The following is a 22,013-nucleotide window of genomic DNA, read 5'->3' as shown; positions in this document are numbered from 1 at the left end:
TCGACTGATGTGCGCACTCAACCCCTCACTCTCTATCCTCTCCACTACCTTCCTGATATCCTCCTCACTAGCTCCAGGCTTCATTACCACGATCACCTTATGCCTCCGTAAACAAGTTTTTGTAGAAATTAGGCTGTGGACTTAATCTCACTTACGTTCTCATTGCTAATAGATTCAAATGTAGCAGCGCGCATCTGACTTAGATAAGCACGAAGGGAATCTAAGGCATCCTGCTGATTTGGAGAGTTCTCTATCATGTTGATGATAGCGCTGGCCACTACAACCCCATCAGCAACCTGATGTAATTGTCTAATATGATCGGGCTTGGATATACCGAAGCCTACAACAAGAGGTAGATCTGTTTGTCCTCTGACAGTTCTAAGGAAAGGCCCAAGATAATCAGGTAGGCTATCTCTAGCCCCAGTTACTCCAGTAAGAGATACACAGTATAAGAAAGCATTGGCTGCATGTGCAGCCAACTTGATCCTGTCAACCGTGCTCGTAGGTGCGACTAAAAATACCAATCCTACTTTATGCTCACTCGAGTAAGTACTAACCTCCTCTGATTCCTCCGGTAGAAGATCCGGAATTATCACTGCCGATATTCCGCTATTAGAGGCATCCCGGAAAAATCTTTGTACCCCATACTTGAGTATGGGATTGTAATAGCTCATCATCACTATAGGAATACTTACTTCCCGTGCTATGCTCTCCGCTACTCCCAAGCTAGATCTTAGTGTGGTACCGTTAGCTAGCGCCCTATTAGATGCCCGCTGTATAGTAGGGCCATCTGCCAAAGGATCTGAGAAAGGCACTCCTAACTCTATAATGTCCGCACCAGTCTCAGCATACATCTTCGCTGTCTCGACTGATGCAGGTTCGTCAGGAAAACCAGACATTATGTAAGGGATGAATGCCAACCTGCCTTCATCTCTAGCTTTTTGGAAACTATCGGCAACAGACATCATATTAGGCACTCACCTCCTGATCGGGACCAACTATGGTCCCAAGATCTTTATCCCCACGTCCTGAGAGATTGATGAGTATTAAGCTGTCAGTAGACATTTGAGGAGCTAATCTAGCGGCGTAGGCAACAGCATGTGCAGACTCTAGAGCAGGGATGATGCCTTCTGTACGAGAAAGAAGCTTGAATGCCTCAAGAGCTTCATCGTCATTGACGCTAGTATACTCTGCACGGCCTATATCCTTGAGATATGAGTGTTCCGGGCCAACTCCGGGGTAATCAAGCCCTGCACTGATACTATGCGTACCCATGATTTGGCCGTTCTCATCTTGCAGGAGATACATTGCAGCTCCGTGAAGGACACCGTAGCTACCTGCTACGAGGGTAGCTGCATGCTTACCAGAGCTTATGCCTAGACCGCCTGCCTCAACTCCAACTAGCTTTACATCTTTGTCCTCAATGAACGGATAGAATATGCCCATTGAGTTGCTACCTCCCCCCACGCAGGCGACTATAGTATCTGGCAAACGTCCCACCTTAGATAGAAACTGCTCCCTTGACTCTTTTCCGATCACTGATTGAAAATCCCGCACTATCATAGGGTAAGGATGTGGGCCTACAACTGATCCTATAAGATAGAAGGTATCTCTAACGTTAGTAACCCAATCCCTTATCGCCTCGTTGATAGCATCCTTGAGAGTTCTGGTACCAGATTCGACGGGCACTACGGTGGCGCCCAAGAGCTCCATTCTATATACATTCAGCTTTTGCCTTTCAACATCCTCGGACCCCATATAGACTACACAGTCTAGACCTAACATGGCGCAGACGGTAGCAGTAGCCACACCATGTTGACCAGCCCCTGTTTCGGCTATTATCCTTCTCTTACCCATCTTGCGAGCAAGTAGAGCCTGTCCCAGAGCGTTGTTTATCTTGTGAGCACCTGTATGTGCCAGATCCTCCCTCTTGAGATATATTTGGGCGCCGCCCAGGATCTCAGACAGCCTCTTAGCATGATATAAGGGAGTAGGTCTACCTACATAATCCTTCAGAAGATGGTTAAGCTCTTGCTGGAATTCGGGATCATCTTTGATAGAAGCGTAAGCCTCTTCTAGCTCATTCAATGCAGGCACCAAAGTCTCAGGAACGTATCTGCCACCATACCTACCAAACTTACCTTTATTATCGGGATAGTGGCTACCTATAGTAGAAAAAGAACTTGTATTCTCAGTCATACTTCTACACCCTTTACAGCCTCTATAAAAGCTTTCATTTTGATAGGATCTTTGACACCATCGGTCTCTATCCCGCTACTTACATCTACAGCCTTAGGGCGCACCATTCTTATAGCTTCCTGCACATTAGCCGGACTTAAACCTCCTGCTAACATGACAGGATAGAAAGCAGCTATCTCCCGAGCTATGGACCAGTCAAATACTCTCCCTGTGCCTCCCATCTTGTTCTTATAGTACGTATCCAGAAGGATCATCTCACACAAAGATTTATAGATCTCAACACGAGATCTAGTGGTATAAGCATCTATGACGTGAATAGCCTTGATCACTGGTTTCCGGATGTAGGAGATAATTTCTGGTTTTTCATCTCCTGAAAGCTGTACTAGATCTAAACCCACGAGATCTGCAACTTTGTTAAGCCTTTCTGGAGTTTCATTAACGAAAACCCCAACCAGTTTGATATGACCTCTTAGTTGATCAGCTATACGCGCGGCATCTTCAGGAGTTACATACCTGGTAGACTCCTTATAAAATACGAATCCTAAGTAGTCGGCACCAAGCTCCGAAGCTAGACGTGCATGTTCAAGCGTCTTAATGCCACAAAACTTAATCTCGACGCTCACCCTTCAGCTCCTCTATCTTCTTAGCAGGATCACCTGACACAACGAGGGCTTCACCTACTAGCACAGCATTAGCCCCGACTGCCTGTACGCTTTCCACGTCAGTCCTACTAAAAATGCCGCTTTCTGAGATCACCAGTACCTCTGAATCAGCACGATCGCGAATATATGGAGCCAATCGCTGAGTAACTTCAATTGTGGTATGGAAGCTTTCCAGGTCTCTGTTATTTATGCCGATTAGACGAGCCCCTGACGCCAAAGCCAGGTCCACATCTTCTTCATCATGAACTTCTACAAGAGCATCCATACCAAGCTCAGAGGCAGTATTTATGAGAGCGGTAAGTTTCTCCCCAGTCAGCGACCTAACTATAAGTAGTATGGCATCCGCACCATTAGCCCTACTCTCAATTACCTGGTACTCGTCAAGGATAAAGTCCTTGCGCAGCACCGGGATGCTAACCTGAGAGCTCACACTTTGGAGATCATCAATCGATCCTCCAAAGTATTTCTCATCAGTCAGTACACTTATAGCTGACGCCCCTGCCTTCTGATAAACATGTGCTATCGAGACTGGATCAAGACTTGTGTTCAGATCCCCTTTCGAGGGAGAGCGACGCTTGACCTCCGCAATAATACCCACTGTGTTTACCGTACTTAGAGATTTGTATAAGGACCTTGGTGGGCTGACCTTGTCAAGCTTACTTATAAGGACATGTTCGGGATTAGTACTCCGTCTTTCCCTGATCTCCTCAAGCTTGTTATCTATGATCTTGCTTAAGAAATTCTTGCTCGTAGTCAACTGTACTACTCCAAACCCACAGCTTTCTTGACCGCATTTAGAACCACTGCGGATGTCTCACGTGCACGTTCAGCACCCTGGGCCAGAATGTTCTCTAGATAAGATGGGTCCTGTCTGATATCCCTATATTTCTCCTGGAGAGGGGTGAGGTACTCGACTAACCGTTCAGCAAGCTCCCTCTTAAGATCGGCATATCCTTTTCCATCGAAGTGAGCCTCTATATCCTCCTCGGATTGACCGGTGATAGCCTGATAAATAGTTAGAAGGTTGTACAAACCAGGTCTTTCTGGATCAAACTTTATATCTCTACCAGGATCGGTCACCGCTCGAGCAATCTTCTTTCTGATATCATCAGGGCTATCCAAAAGTCTGATAGCATGATATCTACTCTTCTCACTCTTGCTCATCTTCTTGGTAGGATCATCCAGTCCCATCACGCGAGCACCATATTTAGGTATATATGGTTCAGGTATGGCCAATGTATCACCAAACAGTCTGTTGAACCTCTCAGCCAGATCTCTTGCAAGCTCGAGATGCTGTTTTTGATCCTCTCCTACAGGCACATAGAGAGGCACTGGAGGTATGTTTCCATATAGCAAGATATCTGCAGCCTGAAGCACAGGGTAATCAAAAAGCCCCACACTGGATCTCTCTCTATCGCCCTTCGATTTCTCTTTGAACTGGGTCATACGTTCCAGCCAGCCCATTGGGGCTATACAGTTTAGTATCCAGCAGAGCTCAGCATGAGCTGGGACATGTGACTGCACGAATATAGTCGATACATTTGGGTCCACCCCGCAGGCAATATATAGAGCTGCTACTTCTCTTGTCTTTTCGTAAAGCTCTTTAGGATCCTGTGGGGTAGTGATAGCATGCATATTCACTATGCAGAAGAAGGAGTCATGTTCGTGTTGCATAGCAACCCAGTTCTTGATGGCGCCTATATAATTACCTATGTGTAGGTCCCCGGTAGGCATGATTCCAGATAAAACCCGAGACTTGGGTGCCTGGGATATATCGACTGGAACCTTTTCAAGCTCAGAAACGCTCAATGTAACGACCTCCTAATTACCCTTATTTTCCTCTGCAAATCGCTGAGTAGCTCCTACAAAAGCATCAAGCTTCTCCATAGCAGCCCCTTCATCGATGACACGAGCTGCAACTTCTAAGCCTTCTTTCAAGTTTTCGGCTATATCCGCTGCTACTAAACCTGCGGCAGCATTTATCAAAACTACATCTCTAGCTGGGCCTGAGGCACCAGAGAGAACTTTCCTGGTAATATCAGCATTAGTTTCTTTATCTCCTCCGCGTAGGCTCTGAGTAGAGGAGGATCTGAATCCAAACTGCTCTGGGCAGATCTCGTATTTGCTTATCTTTCCCCCCTTAAGTTCGTATACCAGGCTGGGACCAGATAGCGTTATCTCGTCAAGGCCATCCTCTCCATGCACGACCAACGCGTGCACGGAACCCAGCTCACGCAATGCCTCTATCATCTTCGATGCTAAGACATTATCCGCTACCCCCAGTACTTGCCTTCTAGCTCCAGCAGGATTAGTAAGAGGACCTAGCACGTTGAATATAGTCCTTACCCTCATCTCCCTTCTTGGACCTGCTGCATACTTCATAGCTGGATGGAATAGAGGAGCAAACATAAAGCCTATACCAGTATCCTCTATAACCCTCTCCACGGCAGCAGGTCCAAGATCAATTCTTGCTCCTAAGGCCTCCAAAACATCAGCCGATCCACATCTGCTACTCATAGCCCTATTACCATGCTTTGCAACCTTGGCACCAGCTGCAGCTATAACGAAAGCAGCAGTAGTGCTTATATTGAAAGTATCAGCCTTATCTCCACCAGTCCCACAGGTATCTACGACTTCGCCTTTGACATTTACCCTTAGAGCCTTACGACGCATCACCGAGGCAAAACCTGCTATCTCATCTATAGTTTCGCCTTTCAAGTGCAAACCCATCATTATGGCACCGAACTGAGCGCCAGTAACTTGCCCCTCCATTATCAGGTCCATAACTGCTTCAGCCTGATCTCGAGTCAGAGATTTGCCTTGGCTAAGTAGGTGTATGGCATCATAAATTACTGACACATCTCTTTCCATAGGCTAGGCTCCTATTAGCTGTAATGACTCTTTAAGATCTACGTTAAGGAAGTTGGCAAGTATCTTGGACCCATATTCGGTCAACACACTCTCAGGGTGGAACTGTACACCCTCGATGGGCATGTTTTTATGTCTTAGTCCCATAACTAAGCCATTAGAGGTTTGAGCCACAACCTCTAACTCATCACTAATAGACGACTTATCTACTACCAAAGAATGATAACGCACTGCCTCAAAAGGAGAAGGTATGTTTCTGAATACTCCCTTCCCTGTGTGGTATATGAGACTAGTCTTGCCATGTAGAAGCTCGCCAGCATTTACTATCTTCCCACCGAACACCTGTCCAATGCACTGCATGCCCAGGCAAACTCCAAGTATCGGCAACTTGCCACCTAAACTCCTTATAACCTCGCATGATATACCTGCATCATCCGGAGTTCCCGGGCCTGGCGAGATAACAATACGATCAGGGGCCATATTTTGGATATCGTTTATAGTAAGCTCATCATTTCTATAAACCAAGACTTCCTGCCCAAGCTGCGAAAGCATCTGATACAAGTTATATGTAAAGCTGTCGTAGTTATCTATTAACAGCAGCATTAGCATTCTCCTTTGAGAAACTCTCACCCATACCAATCGCTCTCATCAAAGCCCTGGCCTTGTTTCGAGTTTCTTGGTACTCCCTAGTAGGCTCACTGTCAGCGACGATTCCAGCTCCCGCCTGGACATGTGCTAGCCCATCCTTCATCAGTATGGTTCGTATAGTTATCGCCATATCCAGGTTGCCGCCATAGCCGAAGTAACCTAAAGCGCCTGCATAAGGACCTCTCTGCTCTTTTTCTAGATCTGCTATGATCTGCATAGCTCTTATCTTTGGTGCACCAGAAACAGTTCCCGCAGGGAAGCAAGCTCTAAGAGCTTCCCACGAAGGATAATCATCCCTCAATCGACCGACCACATGAGACACTAAATGCATCACATGAGAATACCTCTCTATATCCATTAGCTGCGTAACTCGGACTGTACCAGGGATAGATACCCTTCCGATATCATTTCTTCCCAAATCGACTAGCATGATATGCTCTGCTCTTTCCTTGGGATCAGCTCGCAATTCCTCCTCTAAATACCGGTCTTCATCTTCATCTTTGCCCCTGGGTCTTGTACCCGCAATTGGATGCGTACTAACTTCGCCATCCTGCACGCGTACCAGCATCTCGGGACTAGCACCTACCAAAGAGATATCACCCATCTGAAGCAAGAACATATAAGGAGATGGATTAATGGCTCTTAGAGCTCTGTACACGTCCATAGGAGTAGCAGTGGTTTGCCTTGTCCACCTTTGGGATAGAACTACTTGGATGATGTCCCCTTGAGCTATGTAACGCTTAGCTTTCTCCACAGCATCACAAAATTCTTCAGGGGTCATATTTGATTGGATGTCTAAGTCCTCTGAAGGGACTTCTGCGTCGACTTGAGATAAGCGCTGAGGTAAAGAGAGCCTATCTATGAAGCTATCTATACGCTCAATAGCCCTTCCATATGAGCCAGATAAATCCTCATCTGCCAAGGTATTACTAAGAACAATAGCTCTGTGCCTTAGCCTATCAAATATAAGAATGGTATCAACAAACATCAATATCGCATCAGGAACATCTATAGCTCTTTCTCTAGCCAGCGGCAATCTCTCCCATAGAGAGGCACATTCATAACCTATATACCCAACAGCCCCACCAAGAAACCTCGGCAGATTTCTTGGTCTGCCCACTATTGGCCTGGACAGTCTCTGGCTAACGAGATCCAAGGGGTCATTCGTATTCAGTGGAATTAGATGCTCATCCTGCAAAATCACAGAACCATCTCTTGAAAAGATAGCTATAGCCTGCGGATCTGAACCTAGAAAGCTATAACGGGCCATCCTTTCACCACCCTCAACGCTTTCAAGCAAAAACCCGTAGTCAGAGGATAGTAACTTAGCATAAGCAGATAGAGGTGTTTCCAGATCCGCAAGGATCTCTTTATATACCGGAACTATTACTCCTGGCTTAGCTATCTTCTTGAAAGTTTCAAAGTCGGGTGCGTACACTGCCTGTTCTCCTAACTAAGGCTACTTAAAATTCAAAGCCCTCCGTCCCAGACAAGCTGGGGACGGAGGGCTTCCGCGGTGCCACCCCAATTAGGCCAAAGGCCTCACTCAGGAGGTACGGGAGACATAATCTCCGATACCTCTCTCCTTGTAACGGCGGAGACCCCGGCGAAGCCTACTTGCAGAAAGCTTTCGGTTCGCAGCTCCCAGGCCCATTCAGCATTCGCGCCGGCACCGGCTCACACCTATCCCGGCTCTCTGAGCCCCGCTTGAATGCCTACTATTCCTGTTCAAAGCCTTTCGAAATATTCTCTTTGTTGAGAGTATACAACTTGGACCAACGGACAATCAAGACCAACCATAGTAACAAAGGTCAGACTTGATTTCATCGAACATGATCATGCCAAACATTAGGTGGTAAAGAGTCCGGAGCCTCAGTAGGATCAAAAAACGCTCTCATAGTCCATTCAGGATTTTCATAACCGCTGGCTCTGGCTTCCTGCATTACTCTATCAGCCTGATTGATGGCCTCACGCGCGTTGGGACATACAGCTATTAATCTGAAGCGCTGAGCAGGCCGCATACGAACATATACAGCATAATATAATGGCCTTTCATACTCGACCCAGGGATGAGCTTCAAATACCCTGTCCCAAAGCACTTCTTCTATATACGGGGACAAAGCCTCCTGACGCCTTGCCATCTGAGGACTTTCTTTGAAGCGTTTTATAGTCTCCAGTGAATCAAAGTAGCCTACACCCCACATCTCGTTCGGGTCATCGGTGGGCAGCAATACATAAACTGTGGGCCCCCCCGGTTCATTTGGAGAAACCGGCAGAGCATTGCCTGGATCATGCCATGCCTTTAGAAACTCTTTCATCAGCCCCGGTTTTATGCGACGCGCGGTGATCCAGACGTACACTTCTCATCTCCTGATAAAAGTAATTGACAGAAATTATTGCTCGGAAGATTCTTTCGAAGTACCTTCTGGCAGCGACTCCTGTGAAGAACCTGCAGTCAATTGTCTCTTCAGCTCCTGTAGCTGCGCTTCTATCTGGCTGTCCCCTTCCAAGGCAGCGAACTGCTCATCTAGGGAGCTTGCCGATAGCTCGGCCTCAGCCTCAGCTCTAGCCTCCTCTAGCCTTATCCTCTCTTCCATACGTCCAAGCTCAGCAGCAGGATCCATCGTATTAAGCTGTGCACTTATAGTAGCGACCTTACGCTGAGTCTCAGCTCTCTTATGTCGTGCAATCAGGACTTCTCTGTTTCTTCTAGCATCCTCATACTTGCTTTCTAGAGCCTGAAGCTCATTCTTCAGCTTATCAACTATCTTTCTCTGGGCATCTAGCTGTTGCTCATAGACACTGGTGTTTTCCAAATAGTCGTTATATCTGCGGAGCGCCTCTCTAGCCAGATCGTCACGTCCTTTTTGAACTGCCAACTCTGCCTTCTGTCGCCACTCATTAGCCAACGACCTGTTTCTTTCCAGATTAGCCTCTATGATCTTCTCCTGAGCTATCATTTCCGCAACCTGGGCTCTAGCTTCAGCGATGGCACTGGCCATGTCGCGAATGATCTGATCTATCATAGCTTCAGGGTCTTCGGCCTTATCCAGCATAGCATTGATGTTAGCCCTAAGTATCGTACCTATACGCTCTATAATACTTGCCATCTTTCCCCTCCTTATCATCTCTCGATTCTATTCCTTTCTGTCTTCAGATCTTCTCTTCCAAACCGATATGTTTTCAGGATGCTCCCATCTTCCCAAGAATAGCTTGTTCTCATCCTGCCAGCTCTCAACCCAGATAAAGTCTTCGCTCGAATCATATCTTCTGTATGTAACAATTAGACCACCTCTTGAGCCACTAGCCCCAGCAACTTCAACAAGCGCCGTGCCATCGATCGCAGCCCGATAACTTTTACCATCACTAGTAAAAAAGTTCCCCTCTGGTATGACTGTGCTGGTGACTCTATGCATGGCACCTATACGGGTACCACCATCCGAGACATAAAGCCACATGTCATCCTTAGAAGACAGCATATATGTCCACCAAATCTTATCTCTATCTCTCCATTCAAGCCTAGCGCTGATAAGATAGTCTTTTTCCTCATAGGTAACCGCATCCCCTGGTGACAAGCTAGTAAAATCGGATAGATTAGTTGTCCCCACATGGGTAACATCGCTTAGAAGCTCAGCTACAGTAGGCAAAGCTCTAGACTGAGTGCCAGCAACAAGCGCATATCTTCGATTTATAGCGTCCTCAAGATTATCAGTTATAGAGGCAAGCTGGGATATAGAGCTACTACGAGAAGATTGATTGGATAAATCTCCAGTGAGCTTGGATACAGAATCTTCCAATTTTTCAACCAGACCTTGCAAGGCGCTATCCACGCTTTGCACAGCTACATCACTACCTGGTGAGCCAAGTAGTGATTCAGGGCTAGCCAATCGGTCATATGCAGACCTCTGTAACACGCGAGATATACCTTCAAGCCTCACTATGATATCTTCCATCATGAGGCGAGTAGTGGGATCTAAAGTGGATTCCTCCAATTGGAGAATTTTCTTGATTCTATCACGTTGCAATTCTATGATCTCAGCTATCTGCGCTCTAGAAAGAGTTTCTACCTCCAAAGCCTTCTGCTTAGACACAATAAATCGCTCACGCTCCTTTTCCTTGGAGCCCTGTATAAAAAGATAAGCACCACCAAAGATCAGTGGAAGTGCCAAGATAACTACGATAGATAAGCCTAATATCTTCCCTCCCGTAGTGCCAGCTGAGGTTAGAGTCCAGGCAAGACAAAGGAAACCCAGAGCTATCCCAGCAGCGGATATCAGAGCACCCCAAAACCTACCTTGAGGGATCATCCTCGTTTCTCCAAAAGATCCTTGTTACTAACTGAAACCAGCTCCGCCTCCTCCACTACCTCCTCCAAATCCACCAGCTCCACCACCTCCCCAATGGGAGCTACCGAAAGCATCAGAAGCCATATCCAGTAAGTCTGCAAACCCCCCACTAGAACGGTCGAGTACACCACGACCGTCACCCATATTAGTTAGACCTGTATTATCATGCAGACCTTCCTCTGAGTCAACACCTCCTGAAGAACCACCAGGATGACCCGAGCCTGAGACACCGCCAAATGGAGGAAAGATTATTATAGGTCCTGGACCAGCCCATGGCGAGCCGCCATAGCCGCTACGATTTAATCCTTCCCATCCATAGCTGCCTCTATACCACGTTGGAGCTGGTACACCAACAGACGAAAACTTCTTGATCCAAGAGTTACTAAGTCCAAATACTGTTGCATAAGAAAGGTATTTCTCAAAGAGTTCGCGCTGCTTTGCGAGGTTCTCAATCAACTCCATTCTGGCCAGATAGTTTCTAAAAGCCAGCCATTTCTTTGCTTCTATAGCTCCTTTTACTGTACGCACTGGCATGACCTCAGATAGGGCAACTAGAGCCATACCCAGAACTGCAAGAATAACGAAGGGGAGAGCGCCAAGGAACCAGGAGACGTAAGTGTTGAACAAGATGGAAACCACTATCGCTCCTAGAACACCTAGAATAACTACAATCCACCCAATGCGTCGGTAAGTCCTGCGCACGGACTCTGGGTTAGCCTTGAACAAGCCAAGTTCAACTACTTCCTCGTAAAGGTTAGAGGTGAATACTTGCATGCTCGCGGTAAATATCTGCTTAGCTTCAGATAGGTATATCTCCTTTCTATCTCCATTGTTGAAGAACATCCACAGCAGAGCGCGTTCGTGGGGAAACAGAGAAGAGTCCTTTACATCTCCAAGCAAAGTTATTCTGTAGTCCCTATTACTGCCAAGCAGATCGTTTCTTTCCACAGGTTCGAGAGAAATTATCCCCTTTTCCGCAAGCGATACGATCGTACTCACCACATCCTCAGATCCTGCTTTCCCATCTATCAGGACGCCCACCAGCGGAGCTGGAAGATCACTAGGAGGCTCCTTCAACATACTCGGACCAGGACCTACATCAGGGTCTTTACCTTTCGTATACCAAAGCAGGACTAAAAAGACGGTACCTAGTGAGGCCAACAAGACTGCCACGAACAAAGATATGAAGTTAGCTATGGGCCTTATGTTCTCAGCAATATAATCAGCCCTATCAGCAGTAGCCTGCCAGCTGGGAGGTGGGCCCTCGACAATACCAGCAGGAAATTCAGCTCTAACCTCAAATCCATCATAAGCAGGAATATCGCGAACAGTAAACACAGCAGTGTTATCTGTAAATCTAGCTGTTCCCCCTAACCTCTCAGGATAAGAAGCCAGGGTTATCTTGGAAGGATCTATGGGTTCAGGGAAGATTATTCGCACAGTGCTGCTTTGCACAGGGAAAGCCCTGTCCGGAGGCACCGCTTGCCATCTTAATTGTTGAGAGTTGGAGTAAAGCCTTACCACACCGACAGCGGTGTAGCTTATTCTAAATGTCCGCACATCACCCGCACCTGCAGTGTTGAAGCTCCAAGTTATAACAATATCATCTCCTCTTCGGTCGGCATTAAAGCTTAAAGGAATAGTCTGACCCCCTGAGTCCAATTGTTCTACTGATACATCCTTGATCTCATCTATGCGATCTAGCGGTATCGTTCTGCTCCCGCTGCGCCATGTACCAGATAGGAACTTAACTTGTTCGATCTCAGTTACCCTTACCTCATTAGACCTAGAGATACTGAGAGTAGAGTCGAATCTCTCCCAGATAAGGGACTTATCTTGAGCATAGGTAGAGGATGACAAGATAAAGGTGGGCACTATGGTAATAACGAAAGTAAGTAATAGGAAAAGAGTAACTCGACGTGGAATATGATTTCTCATTTGTCTACCCTATAAATGACTCTAAACGAAACTGATATGGCACATACTAGCAGAAGCACAACTATGCACTTAGCTATCAAATTCTTCCTTTCTACAAGGGTCGCAAACAAAGGTCGAGCGAAATCCAACCTAACAGCCAACCGATACCATATTGGTTGCCTACTGACAGTGTTCATTATCTAAGACCCCAGCATCTCACTAGATAACAACTCAGAACAGCAGAGAGAGGTTTCAATGGCTTTCGTGTTCGCTAGGAGAACTAGCAAATACAATAGATGGTAGGTCGATGTGGATACCCCTGGAATCAATACCTATAACATTATTTAGATCGAGTTCGAATTCATTGCTTTGTGTACGTACCACAAACTTATTCTGGTATTTGGATTCGACAACACCTATGTTTCTGGAGTCCGAAGACCATACCGGACTACCTATCTCTATCTGAGATGATCGAAACAGTTCTTGCCCAGATTCAAAATTCCACTCTATGGGATGCACGTTCTCAGCGCCCATGGATTTCAATAAGGCTACTAGCTGTTCAGATGGAACCGAAGAAGACTTGACGGTGATCAAGGACTCCCTAATTTCATCATAAGAACTGCTTCTAGATCTGCTGTATATGAAGGCCATAGCAGATAGCAAACCAAACAATGCAGCCCCAAGGAAGGCTCCTGAAATGACCGCACCCCAAGCATGAGATGCGGCAAAACGGCCTATACCATGAAGATCAAATACTCCAAGAGAAAGAATCCATCCTATCAACCCACCTAATATTGCACCGCTCAACATCCCTGTGAAGAGCTCCTCAGGCAGTCCTTCACTATCCTGCGATAAGGAAACGATCCTGGAGGATTGATGGATAACGGCGATATCTGAGGGCTCAACACCCATCTCCCTAAGCTTATCGATAGCTCGAGTACAATCTTCTTCTCTCAGAAATACTGCCAAAACGGCTTGAGGCATAATAATGCTCCGAAGAGGGCTAGGACTCTTTCCTAGGATTTAAAGTATTAGCCTCCAGATCCTTTTGAACCTCAGCCGGTTCATGCTTGGAGTCAGCCCAGTGGTATAGATAGGTAGATACATAATCAGCAGGGACATCGCCCCAGCCCGTCAGCAATTTCTTCTCAGCTTCCGAGTTAAGCATGACACCATTAGAGCCTATATGTTCGACAGCTTCTACAGGAATAGGAACTGAATGCTCAGATAAGCGGAGCCAAGCTCGCCTCTTATCAGGAGAGACTAATATCTCCTCAATGGTCCCAAGAAGTTGAGGACCATTTGAGGACAACACAAGCATACCAACCCTAATAGTATCTAGTCTGGGTCTACTATGAGCCACCTAAACCCTCCATAATCAGGATTTTGAAACAGAAATATGGCATATTTCTTGCTTCTCTCTTACCGTGGCTAAGCCTTAGAAGTAACCTAAGATTGATAGTATCATAATTGCGGCGACTTTACACAGGCTAGAGTAAATAGCAAAAGAGTAGAGGTCTATAAGGAGGGAAAAGTGAGCAAGCTAATAACTGCAACCAAGTGGTTTGTATATGGACTGACCTTTGGCATTCTATTTGCACCACGTAGTGGTAGGGAGACAAGAGCTCAAATAGTGCGGTGGTTTACGAGCTACGTTTCCGACGTGCTTGACGCAAGCAGCCAAACAATAGATAGAACAGCAAGTCGCACACAGGAGGCCGTAGAGCAGGTTCAGAGAGCTGCTGAAAGAGCAGGAGAAAAAGCTGAATCAGTACAGTCGTCAGCTAGCGAAAATATATCTCACACTTCAGAGCAGATGAAACATTCAGAGTCGGACACCCACTAGAATACAAATTCGGCAACTAGAGCGATTCTTACTAGTGATGCTGCTGGAAAGCGTTTATATTATCCAGCAGCATATTTGTATAATCCCAACTATGTTATGGAGAAGATATGATCCCAATCTCTGATGTCAACTATAGAGCTAGATTTCCGTTTGTTAACCTGACGCTAATTGCTATAAACATACTGGTTTACTTATATGAAGTCAGCTTAGGGGGCATTAATCTAACTGCAAATACAGCATCTATAGAGGCTTTTTTTACTAGATGGGCAGTTATTCCCGTAGAGTATACCCTTGGAAGAGATATAGGTGCTCCATCGCCACACCCTGTATTCATTACCCTCTTTACTGCTATGTTCATGCACGCAGGTTTGCTTCATATAGCAGGCAATATGCTTTATCTATGGGTGTTCGGGGATAACGTCGAAGCTAATATGGGCCACTTGAAGTATCTTATCTTCTACCTTGCATGTGGCATAATAGCTGGCATTACACATATCCTCTTCAATCGACTGTCCCCTATACCAAGCGTAGGAGCAAGCGGTGCTATAGCTGGAGTACTTGCTGCCTATTTAGTGCTGTTTCCACGAGCCAATATAAGAACACTAGTAATATTTTTCTACTTTATCACCACCACCTATATACCAGCCCTGATACTTATAGGAATCTGGATACTGCTACAAGTATTCCAAGGCATAGCTGATCTTGGTGCACCCACTGCCCAGACAGGCGGAGTAGCAGTATGGGCACATATAGGAGGGTTCGTAGCTGGTTTGATATTGGTCTTCCTCTTTAGAGGAAGAGAAGTCAAGGTAAAGCCAAGAGGCTATTACGACCCAAGGCTATAATTATCTGGATAGGAGATAATTCACCAAGTAGGATATTATTTTCTGAGCTACATCCTCCTTAGGTGATTTGGGAAGTTCAAGGTAGTCATTATTTTTAGAAATAATGACTACCTTTGCATATTCAGAGCCGATCGTCTCAACAGCATCATTTGCGATAATAACATCCAAGTTCTTCTTGGTTAGCTTGGACTTGGCGTTTTGTAATAAATTCTCCGTCTCAGCTGCAAATCCCACCTTAGCGATTGGTACCTCACTAATCGAAGCCAGTATGTCTTGAGTCTCAATTAGCCTGACTACGATCTCCTCGCCGGTCTTCTTTATCTTGGAGGAACTGGTCTGTGCAGGGGTGTAGTCGGCAACTGCAGCAGCCATGATGAGCATGTCTGCATTGGAGACAGCAGAACTTACTGCTTCTAACATCTCAGCCGACGTCTCAACTCTTATTACTTCTGCTCCCCAAGGTAATGATTCCTGCACCGAATTCGTGATAATAAGAGTTACATCAGCCCCCACATCGATTGCTGCTTGGGATAGAGCCAATCCCATCTTACCTGAGGATCTGTTACCTATATATCTGACTGGATCAAGAGGCTCTCTGGTACCTCCAGCTGTAATTACTAGTTTTCTACCTCGTAGAGGGCCTTTTCGTCCTAGATGCCATCTAATAGCACCCAATATATCTTCTGGGTCAGGAAGTCTCCCATACCCGACATCACCTGATGCCAGATCACCGTAGCCAGGTTGCATTACCGTCACACCACGCTCCATCAGCTTGCCAACGTGGGACTGAACTACACTGCTCTTCCACATCTGATCGTTCATAGCAGGAACAACAATGATAGGTGCCTTACAGGCGAGAGCAGTCAAACTAACAATATCTGATGCGAGCCCTAAAGCTATTTTTGCCATAGTGTTAGCAGTAGCAGGGGCGATCACCATCAGGTCAGCATTACGAGACAGTTCAACATGTATCTCGGGGTGGTCAGGAGATGCTTCCCAAGCCGAGGTATATACTCGATTCTTGCTTAATGCTTGAAAGGTGAGTGGAGTAACAAATCTCGTAGCAGATCGGGTCATTATCACGTGTACATCTGCACCTAGCAAAGCAAGGTCGCGCACCACTTGGACGACTTTATAAGCGGCGATACTTCCACTGACACCAAATATTACCTTCTTACCTTGAAATCTACTCATCTAAAGACTCTTCTGGCTTGGGAGTGTTGAGGTAATACATGAACCTAATTCCATCGATGGTGAGATCCGGATCTATGTAATCAAAGATCTTGGTAGCTTGCGAGACAACACTCACAAGCCCCCCGGTACCTATCACTTTACATGGGCCCACCTGCTCACGAATCGCTGCTACGAGGCCGTTTACCATAGCTGCATATCCCAGAACAATACCGGATTGCATGGCCTCAACAGTATTCTTCCCAATAGGTTTAGGCGGTGGCACTAGCTCTACTTCATGCAGCTTAGCAGTAAACCTTCTTAGAGCTTCAGCGGATATCACTATTCCCGGCGCTATAGCACCACCTACGTAATTTCCTTCGTTCGATATCACATCAAAGGTAGTTGCTGTACCAAAATCAACAACAATCGCTGGTCCACCATATTTCTCTCTGGTAGCTAAGGCATTGACCACGCGATCAGCACCAACTTCCTTAGGATTATCGGTAAGGATTTGGATGCCTGTACGTACACCGGGAGCTACCACAAAAGGATCTAAGTGAAAATGACAAACAGCCATATTTCTTAGTTCGGTAGTAACGCTTGGCACCACGCTGCTGATACCTATATGATCAATGTGACCAGTAGTTAAATTTGCAAGATGAAGCAGTTCGCTTATAACCGCTACCCATTCATCTGCAGTACGCGTACTACTGGTACTAATACGCCAACGAGCAATCCACCTAGAGTGGTCATGTACTCCTATAGCTACGTTCGTATTGCCCACATCAATGGCCATGAACATAATTTACCGCCTATCGAGATCTATTACTTCTTCTTCGAATCCTAGAACTATATTATCTATCAATCGCGCCCGTCCTATACGTGCGGCAAGCGAGACCAAAGCCTTATTACCGACTAAGGAATCGAGCTCTTCAAGTGTATAAGGATCAGCAATGCTGATGTACTCTAGGTTTATCAAAGGCTGCTGTGATAGGAATTCGCGAGCAGCATTCTTTAGATTGTTACAAGAAGTTTCACCCGCCCTCCATCGATCTCTTACTAGCATCAAAGCTTGATACAAGGTAGGAGCAACTAATCTCTCTTCAGGCGTCAAGTATACATTTCTGGAGGACATAGCAAGGCCATCATCTTCCCGCACTGTAGGGCAAGGAACTAACTTGACAGGGATATGAAGCTCTGTCAAGACACGATGCAATACAACTATTTGCTGAGCATCTTTCTGTCCAAAAAAGGACATATCTGGCTGTATTATGTTGAACAGCTTGCATACAATTGTGGCTACGCCCCTGAAGTGTCCTGGTCTTCTTGCCCCCTCGAGCTTATCAGCTATCGGTCCTGGGTCGACTATGACGTCCGTTCCTAGTGGGTACATTTCTTGTACGCTCGGGGAGAATACAGCATCAACACCCTCCGAAGATAAGATATGAAGATCTCTTTCTATATCTCGAGGATAACTATCATAATCCTCGCTAGGACCGAACTGAGTTGGATTAACAAAAATACTAACTATTGTGTGATCACAAAGCTGTTTGGACCTTCTTACTAACGAAACATGACCCTGGTGCAGATAACCCATAGTGGGGACAAAACCAACCGTGCCAGTGAGGCGCTTTCTAAAAGATCGAATGTCATCTACTGTTGCAAAGACTCTCATAATCCCAACAAACTATCAAGCTGATCTACTGGTATATGTTTACCTTCGTCTTCTTTAATATGCTTCAAAAGTAATAGCCCAAGCGATTTGTAGGCCGTGAGGGTGTTGTATAGTTCAGCGTTCTCCAAGTACTGCACATGCTTATATAGAGTCATAATGTCCCCTCTTGATAGTGGACCTGTGACGGCGTTCTCCAGCCCCAGCTCTGATGCATTCTGCAGAGCACCAATAGCAAGCGAGATAACCGCTCCATAAGCCTGATCCTGTGGTATACCTGCCTTCTCAAGTAAGTACCTAGATTCTAGCAATAAAGCAATCAGATAGTTAGATGCCATAACAGCCGAGATATGATATGGAAATCTATTCACGCTACGGAGGTCAAAGAAATCGCGAGCTATGCTCCTAACAATATCTGCCAGGAGCTTAAAGACAGGCCCCGGACCATCGATACCTACAAAGGATTCAGATAACAACTTCCAGGAGTCCTTAGAGGCTAAGGTCTGATAAGGATGAAATATACCGATCAATCCTCCAGACGCACTCACAGGTTCAAGAACATCGATTCCAAGGGTACCGCTAGTATGAACTATGAATTTACCCTCAAGAGAGCTTGGGCACCTGACTAATTGATAGACAACTTGTTGTATAAACCTATCTGGAACACATATGAAAACAACATCCGCATGTAGGAGAACGTCATAAGTAGTAAGGCATAAATTCGCTGACACACTTTTACATAGGTCAACAGCCCTATTCCAAGATCGGCTATAAATAGCACTAACCTGCCACCCAGACCTATAAAGTGCCATGGCCAAGGCTGAGGCAGCTTTACCTGCCCCAATGAAGCCTATCCTTAACTGTGAGTAGTGCACCTCGAGAGTCAATTTTCTGTGGATATTCTAGCTTAGAAGTTACCTAAGAATAGGGGTATCATGTAGGGAGAGTAACATAAATCGATGAAAGGGGAAAGCATGTCAAGCAAGTGGAAGAGCTTTCTTATAGGTGTTACCACCACGTTATTAGTCCTACTTATATTCTTTATGGGCATATTTACGGGCTATGTTTACTCAGAAAGAGGCGGTAACCTTACCAATATTGCCTCATTATTTACAGACAATAAGTCACAGGATCAGTCGACCGACCAGGTTTGGAAAGTACTGCAAGAGACCTACCAACTGATAAACCAGGAATACTATGGCAGACCTGTAGACGGCAAGAAGCTACTTTATGGAGCAGCCGAGGGAATGGTAGGTACCCTCGGCGATCCTTACAGCACCTTCTTGCCGCCACAACAAGCTGAATATCTTCAACAGGAGATGAGTGGAAAGTTTGAAGGCATTGGAGTCTATGTGGAATTCAAAAACAAGCAGCCAGTAATAGTTGCTCCAATCGATGACTCACCCGCCGAAAAAGCCGGACTACAAAGAGGTGATATCATCGTAGCAGTCAACGGTGAAGATGTCTCGAAGATGGATAGCAATGAAGTAATAAGCAAGATTAGAGGACCTAAGGGAACACCAGTAACTCTCACAATCAAGAGGGGAAATAAGACTTTTGATGTAAAAATTTATAGGGCAGATATCAAAGTTCCACAAGTTAGCTATCAACTAGTGAACGGAAATATCGGTTACATTAGAGTAACTATATTTGGTGACAATACTACTTCAGAGTTGGACAAGGCTATAAGTCAAGCCAAAAAGGACAAGGTCAAAGGCATAATCTTGGACCTGAGAGATAACGGTGGTGGATGGGTACAAGCTGCTAGAGAGATGCTAGGCAGATTCCTCGACGGTGGGGTGGCTATGTATGAAGATACCACCAAGGGACCAGGGGGAGAGCATCCCTTAAACGTTATCACTGGCAAAGTAAATATGTATGATCTTCCTATGGTCGTACTTGTAAACAAGGGCACTGCGAGTGCTAGCGAGATAGTATCAGGTGCCCTGCAGGCAAGAGGTAGGGCTAAGCTTGTGGGAGAGACAACCTTTGGCAAAGGATCAGAGCAGCGAGTTCACACTATGGCAGATGGCTCGAGCGTGCATATTACTGTAGCCCATTGGCTTACACCCGATAAGAAGGATATAAACGGCAAGGGTTTGACTCCAGATTATGTAGTAAAGAGTACAGAACAAGATAACGGCACAAATGGCCCACAATTTGAGAAGGCAGTGGAGGTACTCAAGCAAGAGATAGCAAACCAAGGATTTAAGGTCTCTTATAAGGTTAGTGCCCTGGTACCCTAAACATCACTATAATAGGCAGTCAAAGAAAATCACTTGGAGGACCTATGCAAGACATAGGGGAAGCTCTTCGAGATGCTCGGCTTTCCAAAGGGCTGACATACGAATATATCTCGCAAATTATAAAGATTCGCCCCGAATTCCTTAGGGCCATGGAGGAAAATAGGTTCGATCTTTTGCCTGGAGCATTCTACGCTAAGAACTTCCTGCGTAGATATGCGGACTTTCTCGGCTTGGATTCTGACAAGTTAGTAGAATCTTTCAACGAGTTAGAAGCTGCTCATGAGCGACAGATATCAGCAGCTGTAAATACCGTAAGCAAAGGCCATATTAGTCCAAGTTTTGGAGCTATAGCTATCGCGGCTACACTAATTGCCGCCATAGCCGTGCTCGCATATGGGGTAGTAGTCAGTCCCAGAAACAAGCATGTTGCAGAGGTCATACCCACACCTAGTGTATTTCCAACCATTCCACCAACTACCCCGACTCCGACCATATCAAGAATAATCAACGTACCTACACCAACTCCCATTAGGCAATCTAAGCCTATCCCTACGGTCCAGCTCAGCCCAACACCAACTTCAACACCTAATAACAACCAGAAAACAGCAGAGAATAACGAGAAGAGCAAGCAGAGCGCATATAACAAAAGAAAGATAGATAAAAGTAAAAGTCAGCGTTCTCAAAAGACAAGCAAAGAATCGAGAAAAAAGGTCGCAGGAAACGTGATAGCACACCTTGAGGCTTTAGCTACTGGTAACGTCGTGGTTAGGTCAGATGGAGATGTGGTCTTCTCGGGGGTGATGAAACAGGGGCAGGAGAAAGACTTTGGAGCTTATAACCAGCTGTATATATACTCTAATAATGCTCAGCACCTATTAGTGTCCATAAACGGCTGCGCTGCCAAGACTCTGGATCAGTATGGGTGTCCAGGTTGTGTTATTGCCTATTACTACTTTCCAAGCAATTACTATAGATGCTCGTGATAGTTCAAAGGGTTCGATTAGCCGACGCCATTAGTATAGCTAGAATTCTAGCAGTTCCTATAATATTGGGACTCGTACTATGGCACCCTCCTTCTCTTTTTGTTCCAGCAGCTGCGATATTCCTTATAGCGGCCATCTCTGATTTACTAGATGGCTACATTGCACGTAGGTCAGGTAAAGCTAGCACCTTGGGCATATATCTCGACTTGGTGGCCGACAAGATACTCACCTCGTGTGTACTTTTAGTCTTTGTGGATTTAGGAATACTCCCCACATGGCCCGCAGCCCTCATTATAACTAGAGAGTTTATAGTATCCGGGCTGAGAACGGTAGCTGCAGCAGAAGGTTTGATAATACCTGCTGCAGCTTGGGGAAAACACAAGACGCTCGTCACAAATGTGGCTATATTCATGCTTTTCATAGGTTTTGCTGGAAGTCAACTACCTGCGAATATTTCCATATCGAGTGTAACGCCGATGCAAATACTCGCCTATTTCATAACGTACATAGCGGTTGTTCTTACCATCACAAGCGGCTTAAGGTATGTGTATAATGCCAGATACGTTCTCTTTCAAATGATGAAACACTAGACTTATTGGTCAAGTCAC

23 protein-coding genes, 1 pseudogene and 1 other annotated feature are annotated in these 22,013 nt (G+C 45.8%); of the genes and pseudogenes, 5 read left to right on the top strand and 19 right to left on the bottom strand.

The features are described from left to right. The 15 genes and pseudogenes from N2245_RS11870 to N2245_RS11800 form a co-directional block, all read right to left on the bottom strand. Positions 1-96: pseudogene (locus N2245_RS11870) on the bottom strand (3-deoxy-D-arabino-heptulosonate 7-phosphate synthase); the annotation flags it as partial. Between the two features lie 32 nt (positions 97-128). After that, positions 129-968: a tryptophan synthase subunit alpha gene (gene trpA, locus N2245_RS11865; protein WP_494536951.1), complete on the bottom strand. Its 840-nt coding sequence runs from the start codon at positions 966-968 to the stop codon at positions 129-131. A gap of 1 nt (position 969) precedes the next feature. Next, positions 970-2,199 carry a tryptophan synthase subunit beta gene (trpB, locus tag N2245_RS11860; RefSeq protein WP_494536950.1) on the bottom strand — a complete coding sequence of 410 codons (1,230 nt, stop codon included), beginning with the start codon at positions 2,197-2,199 and terminating at the stop codon, positions 970-972. Further along, positions 2,196-2,822, bottom strand: a complete 627-nt coding sequence (locus N2245_RS11855; RefSeq protein WP_494536949.1) for a phosphoribosylanthranilate isomerase — start codon at positions 2,820-2,822, stop codon at positions 2,196-2,198. The genes trpB and N2245_RS11855 overlap by 4 nt, the downstream gene beginning before the upstream one ends. After that, entirely contained in the window at positions 2,806-3,618 is an 813-nt protein-coding gene (trpC, locus tag N2245_RS11850) for an indole-3-glycerol phosphate synthase TrpC (RefSeq protein ID WP_494536948.1), read from the bottom strand. Before trpC ends, N2245_RS11855 begins: the two co-directional genes overlap by 17 nt. A 5-nt stretch (positions 3,619-3,623) precedes the next feature. Beyond that, a complete protein-coding gene (gene trpS / locus N2245_RS11845) occupies positions 3,624-4,670 on the bottom strand; it encodes a tryptophan--tRNA ligase (protein ID WP_494536947.1) in 1,047 nt (348 codons plus the stop codon). Between the two features lie 12 nt (positions 4,671-4,682). Beyond that, positions 4,683-5,732 carry an anthranilate phosphoribosyltransferase gene (gene trpD, locus N2245_RS11840; protein ID WP_494536946.1) on the bottom strand — a complete coding sequence of 350 codons (1,050 nt, stop codon included), beginning with the start codon at positions 5,730-5,732 and terminating at the stop codon, positions 4,683-4,685. Between the two features lie 3 nt (positions 5,733-5,735). Continuing rightward, a complete protein-coding gene (locus tag N2245_RS11835; protein ID WP_494536945.1) occupies positions 5,736-6,332 on the bottom strand; it encodes an anthranilate synthase component II in 597 nt (198 codons plus the stop codon). After that, positions 6,313-7,815, bottom strand: a complete 1,503-nt coding sequence (gene trpE / locus N2245_RS11830) for an anthranilate synthase component I (protein WP_494536944.1) — start codon at positions 7,813-7,815, stop codon at positions 6,313-6,315. Before trpE ends, N2245_RS11835 begins: the two co-directional genes overlap by 20 nt. A 55-nt stretch (positions 7,816-7,870) precedes the next feature. Continuing rightward, positions 7,871-8,118 (bottom strand) — a binding site (T-box leader). 82 nt (positions 8,119-8,200) lie between these two features. Next, complete coding sequence (locus N2245_RS11825; RefSeq protein WP_494536943.1) at positions 8,201-8,737, bottom strand: antibiotic biosynthesis monooxygenase family protein; 537 nt, start codon at positions 8,735-8,737, stop codon at positions 8,201-8,203. A gap of 33 nt (positions 8,738-8,770) precedes the next feature. Then, positions 8,771-9,487 (bottom strand): PspA/IM30 family protein, encoded by a 717-nt coding sequence (locus tag N2245_RS11820; protein WP_494536942.1) that lies wholly within the window; start codon positions 9,485-9,487, stop codon positions 8,771-8,773. Positions 9,488-9,514: 27 nt separating this feature from the next. Next, complete coding sequence (locus tag N2245_RS11815; protein ID WP_494536941.1) at positions 9,515-10,684, bottom strand: DUF4178 domain-containing protein; 1,170 nt, start codon at positions 10,682-10,684, stop codon at positions 9,515-9,517. A 27-nt stretch (positions 10,685-10,711) separates the two neighbouring features. After that, complete coding sequence (locus N2245_RS11810) at positions 10,712-12,661, bottom strand: DUF2207 family protein (protein ID WP_494536940.1); 1,950 nt, start codon at positions 12,659-12,661, stop codon at positions 10,712-10,714. A gap of 231 nt (positions 12,662-12,892) precedes the next feature. Next, complete coding sequence (locus N2245_RS11805) at positions 12,893-13,624, bottom strand: hypothetical protein (RefSeq protein ID WP_494536939.1); 732 nt, start codon at positions 13,622-13,624, stop codon at positions 12,893-12,895. A gap of 19 nt (positions 13,625-13,643) precedes the next feature. Then, entirely contained in the window at positions 13,644-14,003 is a 360-nt protein-coding gene (locus tag N2245_RS11800; RefSeq protein WP_494536938.1) for a hypothetical protein, read from the bottom strand. Positions 14,004-14,174: 171 nt separating this feature from the next. On the opposite strand from N2245_RS11800, the gene N2245_RS11795 reads away from it, so the two are divergent. Together N2245_RS11795 and N2245_RS11790 are read left to right on the top strand one after the other, a co-directional pair. Then, positions 14,175-14,486 (top strand): YtxH domain-containing protein, encoded by a 312-nt coding sequence (locus N2245_RS11795; protein WP_494536937.1) that lies wholly within the window; start codon positions 14,175-14,177, stop codon positions 14,484-14,486. Between the two features lie 107 nt (positions 14,487-14,593). Then, positions 14,594-15,331, top strand: coding sequence for a rhomboid family intramembrane serine protease (locus N2245_RS11790; RefSeq protein WP_494536936.1), 738 nt, complete (start codon positions 14,594-14,596; stop codon positions 15,329-15,331). Here N2245_RS11790 and coaBC read toward each other — a convergent pair whose 3' ends face one another. Genes coaBC through N2245_RS11770 form a run of 4 tightly spaced genes read right to left on the bottom strand, consistent with a single transcriptional unit; the run spans position 15,332 to position 19,051 of the window. Then, the gene (coaBC, locus tag N2245_RS11785; protein ID WP_494536935.1) at positions 15,332-16,525 is read right to left on the bottom strand and encodes a bifunctional phosphopantothenoylcysteine decarboxylase/phosphopantothenate--cysteine ligase CoaBC; all 1,194 of its coding nucleotides are present in this window, start codon (positions 16,523-16,525) and stop codon (positions 15,332-15,334) included. Then, positions 16,518-17,306, bottom strand: a complete 789-nt coding sequence (locus N2245_RS11780; RefSeq protein ID WP_494536934.1) for a type III pantothenate kinase — start codon at positions 17,304-17,306, stop codon at positions 16,518-16,520. Before N2245_RS11780 ends, coaBC begins: the two co-directional genes overlap by 8 nt. A 3-nt stretch (positions 17,307-17,309) precedes the next feature. After that, the gene (gene panC, locus N2245_RS11775) at positions 17,310-18,179 is read right to left on the bottom strand and encodes a pantoate--beta-alanine ligase (RefSeq protein WP_494536933.1); all 870 of its coding nucleotides are present in this window, start codon (positions 18,177-18,179) and stop codon (positions 17,310-17,312) included. Next, positions 18,176-19,051 (bottom strand): Rossmann-like and DUF2520 domain-containing protein, encoded by an 876-nt coding sequence (locus N2245_RS11770; RefSeq protein WP_494536932.1) that lies wholly within the window; start codon positions 19,049-19,051, stop codon positions 18,176-18,178. Before N2245_RS11770 ends, panC begins: the two co-directional genes overlap by 4 nt. Positions 19,052-19,150: 99 nt before the next feature. On the opposite strand from N2245_RS11770, the gene N2245_RS11765 reads away from it, so the two are divergent. From N2245_RS11765 to pgsA, 3 genes are read left to right on the top strand one after another with little or no spacing between them, the layout of a single operon-like run. Continuing rightward, positions 19,151-20,422, top strand: coding sequence for a S41 family peptidase (locus N2245_RS11765; protein WP_494536931.1), 1,272 nt, complete (start codon positions 19,151-19,153; stop codon positions 20,420-20,422). 44 nt (positions 20,423-20,466) lie between these two features. Further along, complete coding sequence (locus N2245_RS11760) at positions 20,467-21,405, top strand: helix-turn-helix domain-containing protein (protein WP_494536930.1); 939 nt, start codon at positions 20,467-20,469, stop codon at positions 21,403-21,405. Continuing rightward, positions 21,396-21,995 (top strand): CDP-diacylglycerol--glycerol-3-phosphate 3-phosphatidyltransferase, encoded by a 600-nt coding sequence (pgsA, locus tag N2245_RS11755; protein ID WP_494536929.1) that lies wholly within the window; start codon positions 21,396-21,398, stop codon positions 21,993-21,995. Before N2245_RS11760 ends, pgsA begins: the two co-directional genes overlap by 10 nt. Positions 21,996-22,013: the final 18 nt, after the last annotated feature.

This window comes from Thermobaculum sp. T2p (assembly GCF_059335935.1).
The sequence above is the reverse complement of the archived record's forward strand: the minus strand, read 5'-3'. Positions and strand labels throughout refer to the sequence as shown.